Annotated in this window: 10 protein-coding genes; 8 read left to right on the top strand and 2 right to left on the bottom strand. The window is 59.5% G+C overall.

Features of this window, described 5'->3' with window-relative positions; genetic code table 11:
- Positions 1–214 precede the first annotated feature (214 nt).
- Entirely contained in the window at positions 215–907 is a 693-nt protein-coding gene (locus QYH43_RS01885) for a tellurite resistance TerB family protein (protein ID WP_095151985.1), read from the bottom strand.
- Positions 908–1,101: 194 nt separating this feature from the next.
- Between QYH43_RS01885 and QYH43_RS01880 the strand changes: the two genes are divergently transcribed.
- The 8 genes from QYH43_RS01880 to QYH43_RS01845 all read left to right on the top strand — a co-directional run bounded on the left by QYH43_RS01880 (position 1,102) and on the right by QYH43_RS01845 (position 10,693).
- Positions 1,102–2,016: a LysR family transcriptional regulator gene (locus tag QYH43_RS01880; RefSeq protein ID WP_095058674.1), complete on the top strand. Its 915-nt coding sequence runs from the start codon at positions 1,102–1,104 to the stop codon at positions 2,014–2,016.
- A 101-nt stretch (positions 2,017–2,117) separates the two neighbouring features.
- On the top strand, positions 2,118–3,605 hold the full coding sequence (locus tag QYH43_RS01875; protein ID WP_095058673.1) for a gamma-aminobutyraldehyde dehydrogenase: 1,488 nt from the start codon (positions 2,118–2,120) through the stop codon (positions 3,603–3,605).
- Between the two features lie 225 nt (positions 3,606–3,830).
- Complete coding sequence (gene ydcS / locus QYH43_RS01870) at positions 3,831–4,982, top strand: putative ABC transporter substrate-binding protein YdcS (protein WP_095058672.1); 1,152 nt, start codon at positions 3,831–3,833, stop codon at positions 4,980–4,982.
- A gap of 164 nt (positions 4,983–5,146) precedes the next feature.
- A complete protein-coding gene (locus QYH43_RS01865) occupies positions 5,147–6,184 on the top strand; it encodes an ABC transporter ATP-binding protein (RefSeq protein WP_095151984.1) in 1,038 nt (345 codons plus the stop codon).
- Between the two features lies 1 nt (position 6,185).
- A complete protein-coding gene (locus QYH43_RS01860) occupies positions 6,186–7,133 on the top strand; it encodes an ABC transporter permease (protein ID WP_053162175.1) in 948 nt (315 codons plus the stop codon).
- Positions 7,123–7,932 (top strand): ABC transporter permease, encoded by an 810-nt coding sequence (locus QYH43_RS01855; RefSeq protein WP_095151983.1) that lies wholly within the window; start codon positions 7,123–7,125, stop codon positions 7,930–7,932. Before QYH43_RS01860 ends, QYH43_RS01855 begins: the two co-directional genes overlap by 11 nt.
- 176 nt (positions 7,933–8,108) lie before the next feature.
- Positions 8,109–9,533 carry a gamma-aminobutyraldehyde dehydrogenase gene (locus QYH43_RS01850; protein ID WP_095151982.1) on the top strand — a complete coding sequence of 475 codons (1,425 nt, stop codon included), beginning with the start codon at positions 8,109–8,111 and terminating at the stop codon, positions 9,531–9,533.
- Positions 9,534–10,186: 653 nt separating this feature from the next.
- Entirely contained in the window at positions 10,187–10,693 is a 507-nt protein-coding gene (locus QYH43_RS01845) for a Bro-N domain-containing protein (RefSeq protein WP_095151981.1), read from the top strand.
- Positions 10,694–10,993: 300 nt separating this feature from the next.
- Here the strand turns inward: QYH43_RS01845 and QYH43_RS01840 are convergent, their stop codons facing one another.
- Positions 10,994–11,179, bottom strand: coding sequence for a hypothetical protein (locus tag QYH43_RS01840; RefSeq protein ID WP_095058665.1), 186 nt, complete (start codon positions 11,177–11,179; stop codon positions 10,994–10,996).
- Between the last annotated feature and the right edge of the window lie 290 nt (positions 11,180–11,469).

Raw genomic sequence — 11,469 nt, 5'->3', positions numbered from 1 at the left:
GGTTTCGAAATGCGAGGAGTATAGCCGAGGGCGGTGTTTCATTTATAAGCCGGTTGCGTGCCGCTTCTCATCCTGCTGAAAAAGCCTGGCACGCCAGTGGCGATACGGCAGAAACAGGCCGTGAATTGGCCGGCATAAAGCAAAAGATCGCAGCCTTCGGATGACGCGGATCCCGTAGGAGCTGCCGAAGGCTGCGATCTTTTAAGCAAACAAACTACATCGAAGCCTGGCGAACCTGCTTCTCTAGCTCGGCCTTCAGCCCCGGCTCCAGTTTGAGCTGGCGTGCCAGTTCGTCGAGATAGGATTTCTCCATGAAGCTCTCTTCATCCACCAGCATCACACTGGCGATGTACATCTCGGCGGCCATTTCCGGGGTCCTGGCAGCGCGGGCGACATCGCTGGGGTCCAGCGGTTTGTTGAGCTCGGCGTGCAGCCAGTGTTGCAGTTCCTGATCGTTATCCAGTTTGGTGAACGCGCCTTCGATCAGCTCGCGCTCACGCGCATCGATATGCCCGTCGGCCTTGGCCGCGGCCACCAGCGCCTTGAGAATCGCCTGACTGTGCTGCTCGACCTCGGCCATCGGCAACCGGTCAAGGGTTTGCGGTTCGGTCTTCGGTGCAATGCCTTGCTGGGTCTGCCAGTTACCGTAGGCCTTGTAGGCAATCACGCCCAACGCCGCGAGACCGCCATAGACCGCCACCTTGCCACCCACCTTGCGGGCTTTCTTGTTACCCAGCAGCAACCCCATTGCCCCCGCCGCCAATGCACCGCCGCTGGCACCGGAAAGCAAACTGCCAAGGCCACCAGAGCTACTGCTCGCCCCCTTGTTCTGCGCGCTGCCGGCCTTGTTTTGCAACATGTCCTGGCCAGACTTGAGTAACTGCTCGAGCAATCCACGGGTGATCATTTGCGCCTCCATAAAAAGGTTTAACCGGTCCTTCAGGCCACCAGACTAGATCGAAAGTGCCCGAAAACTGCCAGCGAGAGTGCTTCCAGATGTTGCTCGACAGCGCGTCAACGCTGACAGGTTGAATCCTCCTTCAGAATTATCGATATACACTGTAACAAATCGATAAAAACAGCCCACCGGGTACCCTCTCCATGATGACCCTGCGTCAAATCCGCCACTTCATCGCCGTTGCCGAGACCGGCTCGATCTCGGCTGCCGCACAAACGGCATTCATCTCCCAGTCGACATTGACCCTGGCGATCCAGCAGCTGGAAGAAGAAATCGGCGTCAGCCTGTTCAGCCGTCACGCCAAGGGCATGACGCTGACCCATCAGGGCCATCAATTCCTGCGCCAGGCACACCTGATTCTGGCCACGGTGGATAACGCCAAGCGCAGCCTGCAACAGAGTACCGACCAGGTCGCAGGACAGTTGATCATCGGCGTGACCAGCCTGGTGGCCGGTTATTACCTGGCGGACTTGCTCACCCGTTTTCAGCGCGCCTACCCCAACGTTGAAATTCGCGTGATGGAAGACGAGCGCCCCTACATCGAGCATTTGTTGGTCAGCGGCGAGATTGATGTCGGCGTGCTGATCCTCTCCAACCTCGAAGATCGCCACGCCTTGCAGACCGAAGTGTTGACTCATTCGCCCCATCGCTTGTGGCTGCCGGCCCAGCATCCCTTGCTTGAACACGACAGCATCAACCTCGCCGACGTGGTTCGCGAGCCGTTGATCCAGCTGAACGTCGATGAAATGGACCGCAACGCACAACGCATGTGGTCCGCCGCGTCGTTGCAGCCGCGCATCACGCTGCGCACCGCCTCGACCGAAGCGGTGCGAAGCCTGGTGGCTGCCGGCTTGGGCGTATCGATCCAGCCCGACATGACTTACCGCCCTTGGTCGCTGGAAGGCGACATCATTGAAGCGCGGCCGATTGCCGACCTGAACCAGACCCTCGATATCGGCTTGGCGTGGCGTCGCGGCACCGCCCGCCCGGCGTTGGTGGATCCGTTTCTCACCGTCGCGCGTGAACAACCCCACGGCAAACGCAAGCCATCTATTTAATCGAACGCCACCTTCAGTATTTAGTATTTGTCGACCTCGGGGCCGCGCACTAGTCTTGTTACATCTATATAAGACGGCCAGCCCCAGTCACAGGGAGCAGCATGGCCACACAAGAAAAGAGAACCCGAAAAATGGCTGGCGCGCAGACCCCGTTGTTCACCGCATTGTTGATCGATGGTGAATTAGTCGCCGGACAAGGCTGCGTCGAGCCGATTCTCAACCCCGCCACCGGGGAGGTTCTCACCCAGATCGCCGAAGCCAGCACCGAACAAGTCGAAGCGGCCATCCTCGCCGCCCACCGCGCCTTCACCGGTTGGTCACGGACCACGCCGCAGCAACGCTCGAACCTGTTGCTGGACATCGCCAACGCCATCGAAAAAAACGCCGACCTGCTCGCTCGCCTCGAATCCATGAACTGTGGCAAGCCGCTGCACCTGGCCCGTCAGGATGACCTGAGCGCTACGGTTGATGTGTTCCGTTTCTTTGCCGGTGCCGTGCGTTGCCAGACTGGCCAGCTCAGCGGTGAATACATGCCTGGCTACACCAGCATGGTCCGGCGCGATCCCATCGGGGTCGTGGCGTCGATTGCGCCATGGAACTACCCGATCATGATGGCCGCGTGGAAAATCGCCCCGGCCCTCGCCGCCGGCAATACGTTGGTGTTCAAGCCGTCGGAACACACGCCGCTGTCGATCCTGGCCCTGGCGCCGGCGCTGGCCGAGATCCTGCCGCGCGGTGTGATCAACATCATTTGTGGTGGCGGTGAAGGCGTCGGCAGCCATTTGGTCAGCCACCCTAAAGTGCGCATGGTGTCGCTGACCGGCGATATCGTCACCGGCCAGAAAATCCTCCAAGCCGCTTCGAAAACGCTCAAGCGCACCCACCTCGAACTCGGCGGCAAGGCCCCGGTGATTGTCTGCAACGATGCCGACATTCAAGCCGTGGTCGAAGGCGTGCGCGCCTACGGCTACTACAACGCTGGCCAGGACTGCACCGCCGCCTGCCGAATCTACGCCCAGGCCGGGATTCATGACCGATTGGTGGCCGAACTCGGCGCCGCCGTCAGCAGCCTGCGCTTTGCCGGCAAACGCGATGCCGACAATGAAATCGGCCCGCTGATCAGCACCCGCCAGCGCGACCGCGTGGCCAGTTTCGTCGAACGAGCCCTCGGCCAGCCGCACATTGAACGGGTAACCGGCGCCGCCGTGCATTCCGGCGCTGGCTTCTATTACCAGCCGACCTTGCTGGCCGGCTGCAAACAGAACGATGAAATCGTCCAGCGCGAAGTGTTCGGGCCGGTGGTTACCGTGACCCGTTTCGATCAACTCGAACAAGCGGTGGATTGGGCCAACGATTCGGAATACGGCCTGGCCTCGTCGGTCTGGACCCAGAACCTCGACAAGGCCATGCAGGTCGCTGCCCGGTTGCAGTACGGCTGCACCTGGATCAACAGCCATTTCATGCTGGTCAGCGAAATGCCCCACGGCGGTTTGAAACGCTCCGGCTACGGCAAAGACCTGTCCAGCGACTCGCTCCAGGACTACAGCGTGGTGCGGCACATCATGGCGCGCCACGGACAGCATTTGTAAAAGAGCACTACGCTAACAATTAGCCGTAAAGGCATTGATGTTGAAACGTTGGAACAAAGCGGTGCCCTTGTAGGCGCTGGCTTGCCAGCGATGGCGTCCATCAGGAGACCGCAAGGTTTGAGGGACTCATCGCCGGCGAGCCTGCTCCTGCAGGATCTTGTTTACGACGTTGAAAACCACGTTCAAAAACTGCCCCGACCATAATTTAAAGAAGAGGGATACCCCATGTTCGTGCACAAGACCGCACTGCTCAGTGCAATCACCACCGCGCTGCTGGCCAGCGTCAGTGTCCAGGCCGCCGAGCCGCTCAAAGCGGTCGGCGCCGGCGAAGGTCAGCTGGATATTGTGGCGTGGCCCGGCTACATCGAACGTGGCGAGAGCGACAAGGCCTACGACTGGGTCACCGGTTTCGAGAAGGAAACCGGCTGCAAGGTCAATGTGAAAACCGCCGCCACTTCCGATGAAATGGTCAGCCTGATGGCCAAGGGTGGGTACGACCTGGTGACGGCATCCGGCGACGCGTCCCTGCGCCTGATCGTCGGCAAGCGTGTGCAGCCGATCAACACCGCGCTGATCCCGAACTGGAAGAGCCTCGACCCTCGCCTCAAGGATGCGCCGTGGTACGTGGTCAACAATCAAACCTATGGCACCCCGTATCAGTGGGGCCCGAACGTGCTGATGTACAACACCAACGTATTCAAGACCCCGCCTACCACCTGGGGTGTGTTGTTCAACGCGGAAAACCTGCCGGACGGCAAGCCGAACAAGGGTCGTGTGCAGGCCTATGACGGCCCGATCTACATCGCCGACGCGGCGCTGTATCTCAAATCAACCAAACCGGAACTGGGTATCCAGAACCCCTACGAACTGACCGAGGCACAGTACAAGGCCGTGCTCGATCTGTTGCGCGCCCAGCAGCCGCTGATCCACCGCTACTGGCATGACACCACCGTGCAAATGAGCGACTTCAAGAACGAAGGCGTAGTCGCCTCCGGTGCCTGGCCTTATCAGGTCAACGGCCTGATGAACGAGAAGCAGCCGATCGCTTCGACCATCCCGAAAGAAGGCGCCACCGGATGGGCCGACACCACCATGCTGCACGCCGAAGCCAAGCACCCGAACTGCGCCTACAAGTGGATGGACTGGTCGCTGCAACCGAAAGTCCAGGGCGACGTAGCGGCGTGGTTCGGTTCGTTGCCAGCGGTGCCGGCAGCGTGCAAGGGCAGTGAACTGCTCGGCGCCGAAGGCTGCAAGACCAACGGTTTCGACCAGTTCGACAAGATCGCCTTCTGGAAAACCCCGCAGGCTGAAGGCGGCAAGTTTGTGCCGTACAGCCGCTGGACCCAGGACTACATCGCGATCATGGGCGGTCGTTAACGCCTCTTATCGCCAGCAAGCCGGCTCCTACACAGTCCACGTACCCCTGTAGGAGCTGGCTTGCCAGCGATAGAGCGCGAAGCGCTCTTCTCTACCGATTCAGCTTTTTCAGAAGTCCAGGCAGGGCCGCTGCGACGGCCTTCGTCTTTTTGGAGCACCGCACCATGAAGCTTGCAGTCCAATTCACCAACGTTTCCCGTCTATTCGGCGAAGTGAAAGCCGTAGACCGGGTTTCCATCGACATCCAGGACGGCGAGTTCTTCTCCATGCTGGGGCCTTCCGGCTCGGGCAAAACCACCTGTTTGCGCCTGATCGCCGGGTTTGAGCAACCGAGCGCAGGTTCCATCCGTATTCATGGCGAAGAGGCCGCCGGCCTGCCGCCGTACCAGCGCGACGTGAACACCGTGTTCCAGGATTACGCGCTGTTCCCGCACATGAACGTTCGCGACAACGTAGCCTACGGCCTGAAAGTCAAAGGCGTGGGCAAAGCTGAACGTCTGAAACGAGCCGAAGAAGCCCTCGACATGGTTGCCCTCGGCGGCTACGGCGAGCGCAAACCGGTACAGCTCTCCGGCGGCCAGCGCCAGCGTGTGGCCCTGGCCCGTGCCTTGGTTAATCGTCCACGGGTTTTGCTGCTCGATGAACCGCTCGGCGCGCTGGACCTGAAGCTGCGCGAGCAAATGCAAAGCGAATTGAAGAAGCTGCAACGCCAACTCGGCATCACCTTCATTTTCGTCACCCACGACCAGACCGAAGCGCTGTCGATGTCCGACCGCGTGGCGGTGTTCAACAAGGGCCGTATCGAACAAGTCGATACACCGCGCAACCTGTACATGAAACCGGCGACCACCTTCGTCGCCGAATTCGTCGGCACCTCGAATGTGATTCGCGGTGACCTGGCCAAGCAGCTCAGTGGCAATCCGCAGCCGTTCTCGATTCGTCCGGAACACGTGCGTTTCGCCGAGGGTCCGCTGGCCAGCCACGAAATCGAAGTCAGCGGTTTGCTGCACGACATCCAGTACCAGGGCAGCGCCACGCGCTATGAACTAAAACTGGAAAACGGCCAGACCCTGAACATCAGCCAGGCCAACAACCAGTGGCTGGACACCAGCGCGCAGCATCAGACCGGGCAACGCCTCAGCGCACGCTGGGCGCGGGAAGCGATGGTCCAGTTGCACGACACCGTTGTGGGTGGGGTGTGACATGAACACCTTGGCTGTTTCTCAATCCCCTTCGGGCGGCTCGCCGTTGCGCAGGTTTTCCAACCTGCTGTATCGCCGGCCGAACCTGTACCTGTCGATGCTGCTGGTGCCGCCGCTGCTATGGTTCGGCGCGATCTACCTGGGCTCGTTGCTGACTTTGCTGTGGCAAGGTTTCTACACCTTCGATGACTTCACCATGGCGGTCACGCCGGACCTGACGCTGGCGAACTTCGCCGCGCTGTTCCAGCCGTCGAACTTCGACATCATCCTGCGCACCTTGGGCATGGCGATTGTCGTGTCGATTGCCAGCGCCATCGTCGCGTTTCCGATTGCCTACTACATGGCGCGTTACACCACCGGCAAGACCAAGGCGTTTTTCTACATCGCCGTGATGATGCCGATGTGGGCCAGTTACATCGTCAAGGCCTACGCCTGGACGTTGCTGCTGGCCAAGGGCGGCGTGGCGCAGTGGTTCGTGCAGCACCTGGGGCTGGAGCCGGTTTTGCAGTTCGTGCTGGGCATTCCGGGCGTGGGCGGCAGCACCTTGTCGACCTCGCACTTGGGGCGCTTCATGGTGTTCGTCTACATCTGGCTGCCGTTCATGATCCTGCCGATCCAGGCCTCGCTGGAACGCCTGCCGCCGTCGCTGCTGCAAGCCTCCGCCGACCTCGGTGCCAAGCCGCGCCAGACCTTCATGCAAGTGATTCTGCCGCTGTCGATCCCGGGCATTGCCGCCGGTTCGATCTTCACGTTTTCACTGACCCTGGGCGATTTCATCGTGCCGCAACTGGTGGGCCCGCCCGGCTACTTCGTCGGCAGCATGGTGTACGCCCAGCAAGGTGCCATCGGCAACATGCCAATGGCTGCAGCCTTCACTCTGGTGCCGATCGTACTGATCGCCATTTACCTGTCCATCGTCAAACGTCTGGGGGCCTTCGATGCACTCTGAAAAGGCTTCACTGGGTCTGAAAATCGCCGCTTGGGGCGGGCTGGTGTTTCTGCACTTCCCGATCCTGATCATCTTCCTGTACGCCTTCAATACCGAAGACGCAGCGTTCAGCTTTCCGCCCAAGGGTTTCACTTGGAAGTGGATCGGCGTGGCGTTCTCGCGGCCGGACGTGCTGGAAGCGATCAAGCTGTCGTTGCAGATTGCCTCGATTGCCACGCTGATCGCCATGGTGCTCGGCACGTTGGCTTCGGCGGCGTTGTATCGCCGCGACTTCTTTGGCAAGCAAGGCATCTCGCTGATGCTGATCCTGCCGATTGCGCTGCCGGGGATCATCACCGGTATCGCGTTGCTGGCGACGTTCAAAACACTGGGGATCGAACCGGGGATGTTCACCATCATCGTCGGCCACGCGACCTTCTGTGTGGTGATCGTCTACAACAACGTCATCGCCCGCTTGCGTCGCACTTCCCACAGTTTGATCGAGGCCTCGATGGACCTCGGCGCCGACGGTTGGCAGACCTTCCGCTACATCATCCTGCCGAACCTCGGCTCGGCGTTGCTGGCCGGCGGCATGCTCGCGTTTGCGCTGTCGTTCGACGAAATCATTGTCACCACCTTCACCGCCGGCCATGAACGCACCCTGCCGCTGTGGCTGCTCAACCAGCTCAGCCGCCCACGGGACGTGCCGGTGACCAACGTCGTGGCAATGCTGGTGATGATGGTGACCATGCTGCCGATCCTTGGTGCTTATTACCTGACCCGCGGCGGCGAAAGCGTTGCGGGCAGTGGCGGCAAGTAACCGACAACCCTTTCCAACTGTGGAAAAAAAACCTTGTAGGAGCCGGCTTGCTGGCGATAGCGGTAGGTCAACCGGCTTAGATGCTGGATCTGATGACGCCATCGCTGGCAAGCCAGCTCCTACAGGAGAACCGGCTTCCACAGAAAAAAACAATCGTCTGTAAGAGGACACTTGCCATGCAAACCAAACTCTTGATCAACGGCCAACTGCTCAACGGCGAAGGCCCCGCCCAAGCGGTGTTCAACCCCGCGCTGGGCCGTGTGCTGGTGGAAATCAACGAAGCCAGCGAAGCCCAGGTCGATGCCGCCGTACGCGCCGCCGACGCCGCATTCGACAGTTGGTCGCAGACCCCGCCGAAAGAGCGTTCGCTGCTGCTGCTCAAACTCGCCGACGTCATCGAAGCCCACGGCGAAGAGCTGGCCAAACTGGAATCGGACAACTGCGGCAAGCCTTACAGTGCCGCGCTGAACGACGAGATCCCGGCGATTGCCGACGTGTTCCGTTTCTTCGCTGGCGCCAGCCGTTGCATGAGCGGTTCGGCCGGTGGCGAGTACCTGCCCGGCCACACCTCGATGATCCGCCGCGATCCGGTGGGCGTGATCGCATCCATCGCGCCGTGGAACTACCCGTTGATGATGGTCGCCTGGAAAATCGCCCCGGCCCTCGCCGCCGGTAATACCGTGGTGCTCAAGCCGTCGGAACAAACCCCGCTGACCGCCCTGCGTCTGGCCGAACTGGCGTCGGAGATTTTCCCGGCCGGCGTGCTCAACCTGGTGTTCGGCCGTGGTCCTACCGTCGGCAGCCCACTGGTCACTCACCCGAAAGTGCGCATGGTGTCGCTGACCGGTTCGATTGCCACCGGTTCGAACATCATTTCCAGCACCGCCGACAGCGTCAAACGCATGCACATGGAGTTGGGCGGCAAAGCCCCGGTGATCATCTTCGACGACGCCGACATCGACGCCGCCGTCGAAGGCATCCGTACCTTCGGGTTCTACAACGCCGGGCAAGACTGCACCGCCGCTTGCCGCATCTATGCGCAGGAAGGCATCTACGAGAAATTCGTCGAGAAGCTTGGCGCGGCCGTCAGCAGCATCAAGTACGGCTTGCAGGATGACCCGTCCACCGAACTCGGCCCACTGATCACCGCGCAACACCGCGACCGCGTGGCCGGTTTCGTCGAGCGCGCCATCGCTCAGCCGCACATTCGTTTGATCACTGGCGGCAAAGCGGTTGAGGGCAATGGATTCTTCTTCGAACCGACCGTGCTGGCCGATGCGCAACAGGACGACGAAATCGTCCGTCGCGAAGTGTTCGGGCCGGTGGTATCCGTCACCAAATTCACCGATGAAGCACAAGTGCTGGGCTGGGCCAACGATTCGGACTACGGTCTGGCCTCTTCCGTGTGGACCGCCGACGTCGGCCGCGCCCATCGCCTATCCGCCCGTTTGCAGTACGGCTGCACCTGGGTGAATACGCACTTCATGCTGGTCAGCGAAATGCCCCACGGCGGTCAGAAATTGTCCGGCTATGGCAAGGACATGTCCATGTATGGGCTGGAGGACTACACCGTCGTTCGGCATGTGATGTTCAAGCACTAAGAAAAAGCATCGCCAGCAAGCCGGCTCCTACACGTCCGCGTCGTTCCTGACTCACACAAAACCTGTAGGAGCTGGCTTGCCAGCGATAGGGGTCACCTCGGTTTCAAGGCAGAAACCGGCAGTACGCACCACCAGGCTCCACCCCAAAGAAAACAAAACAATAACCACCGATCCGGGCGGCGCCCCCAAGGCCCCGTCACCTCTGTAACCGCCGCCGATCGTAGGATTACGTATTCCCAATATTCGAATAGCTAACTGAAAAACTGCACCTCAGGTGCCGCTTCTCTGTAGCAAGTGCAAAAACAGGAAATTCCTACAGACGCAACCTTCCTGAAAAACCCTCGATTCCTACGACACGCGTCGCCAGAGTAGACTTGGCGCCGCGAGTGCCTGACCGATAGGCTTTGTTCCGTCGCTGCCAAATCAGCGGCCCGGAGTCGAAGCCGGAACAAGTCAAAACGGTGCTCGTGTGCCCCCATAGGACTGTGGCTGCTTTATGCCTTCAGTTCTGCATTATGGCGGGCCGTGTGGCGCGGGCCTTTCGGCTTCCGTTTTGACCTGGAAGTGTCCCGACTTCGAACGCCACTCGGTCCGCCACCCAACCCGTCGAAGGGTTGGGGGCGACTTTCCAAGTCAAAACGGAAAATCACGCCATGCCAATGCACTTTCAAGACTCGCCCCTTCCTTATTTCACTCCCACCGTCTTTACCCGCCACAACCGTTTCCTCCACGCCTTCATGCAAGACAACCAAGCCTGGTTCTGCGCCCAGGACCTTGGTCGCCTGATGGGCAAACCACTCAATGAACGCCTCACCTTGAAACTCGACCCCGATCAGCGTCGCAGCGTCTGGCTCCGCAAGGACGGCAAAACGGTCGAAACACTGATGATCAGTGAGTCAGGCATGTACGCCTTGCTGGTTCACCACTTCGTCCCGGAAAACCGCAACCTGCGCCAATGGCTGAGCAACGAAGTCATCCCCTCGCTACGTGATGCGAAATCAGCGCCTGTGGAAAACCTGCCAAGCCTGAGCTCTCTGAATTGGGCCGGAGTCTCGGTGCCTTTGCTGCATTACCAACATCACGCCTGGGTCAAATGGCGTGACATGCCTGAGTTGATGCAGGTGCAGCGTCCCTTCCCAATTGCTGGCACTTGTCGTTGAAGGAATAAAGCGAGCTGAAAAAAGGGACAGACTTCACAGTCCGTCCCTTAGGTTTGAATCCTTTCAATTGATTGTCCTGCTGAATGAGTTATATCCATATGAACGAAACTCGCAGCGTCAAGCGAGACATCGAAATGATTCCATGTGATACCTCGTTTGCAGAGACGTATCTCCATAAGCTCGACCAGCAAGCAGTCCTCCAGCAAGAAATTGACGCTGGCATAGCCGACGCTGACGCGGACAGGTTAACCAGCCTGGCCACCGTGAAGGCCAAATGGCTCTCACGGTGACCAGCTGAGATCAAAACCGCGAAACACTCCTCATCGCATCCACCAGATACCTCATCGCGATCCGGTCGCTTTCCGACAGTTCCCGATAGCGCTCCACCAGTTTCAACTCTTCGGAATTCAATCGGCGCCTTCGCCGTCCCATGGCCAGGCACGGAAAGATTCCCAACATTTCAGTGATGCCTTGTACTTTCGACATGGACGATGTCCTTCTCTACGTCAAAGAAAACTTAAGAAACCGCATCGCCCTCACCCTTTTTCAGCAGCGCCTCGTGCCAACTGAACCGCACCGGCCCGAAGGGCATAAACCGGTCATGTACACAGGATAGAAATAATCCGGGCGCTGAAAAGTGGTTTTTAGAGTAATTAGTCGAAAAAAGCAGAAATGCCCTGTAATTCAGAAGACGCTGTCGGAAATCTTTCCCGACACTTCTTGTTTCATTCCAGCGCCAGCGTCTTGCCACCAATCAATTTTGCTCTGCAATCGAA

The sequence above is a fragment of the Pseudomonas sp. C32 genome, from assembly GCF_030417915.1.
Taxonomy (GTDB): domain Bacteria; phylum Pseudomonadota; class Gammaproteobacteria; order Pseudomonadales; family Pseudomonadaceae; genus Aquipseudomonas.
This window is presented reverse-complemented; position numbering and strand designations above follow the sequence as displayed.

Coding starts and splice junctions, on each gene's coding strand:
- QYH43_RS01885 (WP_095151985.1), bottom strand. CDS start 907: ATGATCACCCGTGGATTGCTCGAGCAGTTACTCAAGTCTGGCCAGGAC.
- QYH43_RS01880 (WP_095058674.1), top strand. CDS start 1,102: ATGATGACCCTGCGTCAAATCCGCCACTTCATCGCCGTTGCCGAGACC.
- QYH43_RS01875 (WP_095058673.1), top strand. CDS start 2,118: ATGGCCACACAAGAAAAGAGAACCCGAAAAATGGCTGGCGCGCAGACC.
- ydcS (WP_095058672.1), top strand. CDS start 3,831: ATGTTCGTGCACAAGACCGCACTGCTCAGTGCAATCACCACCGCGCTG.
- QYH43_RS01865 (WP_095151984.1), top strand. CDS start 5,147: ATGAAGCTTGCAGTCCAATTCACCAACGTTTCCCGTCTATTCGGCGAA.
- QYH43_RS01860 (WP_053162175.1), top strand. CDS start 6,186: ATGAACACCTTGGCTGTTTCTCAATCCCCTTCGGGCGGCTCGCCGTTG.
- QYH43_RS01855 (WP_095151983.1), top strand. CDS start 7,123: ATGCACTCTGAAAAGGCTTCACTGGGTCTGAAAATCGCCGCTTGGGGC.
- QYH43_RS01850 (WP_095151982.1), top strand. CDS start 8,109: ATGCAAACCAAACTCTTGATCAACGGCCAACTGCTCAACGGCGAAGGC.
- QYH43_RS01845 (WP_095151981.1), top strand. CDS start 10,187: ATGCCAATGCACTTTCAAGACTCGCCCCTTCCTTATTTCACTCCCACC.
- QYH43_RS01840 (WP_095058665.1), bottom strand. CDS start 11,179: ATGTCGAAAGTACAAGGCATCACTGAAATGTTGGGAATCTTTCCGTGC.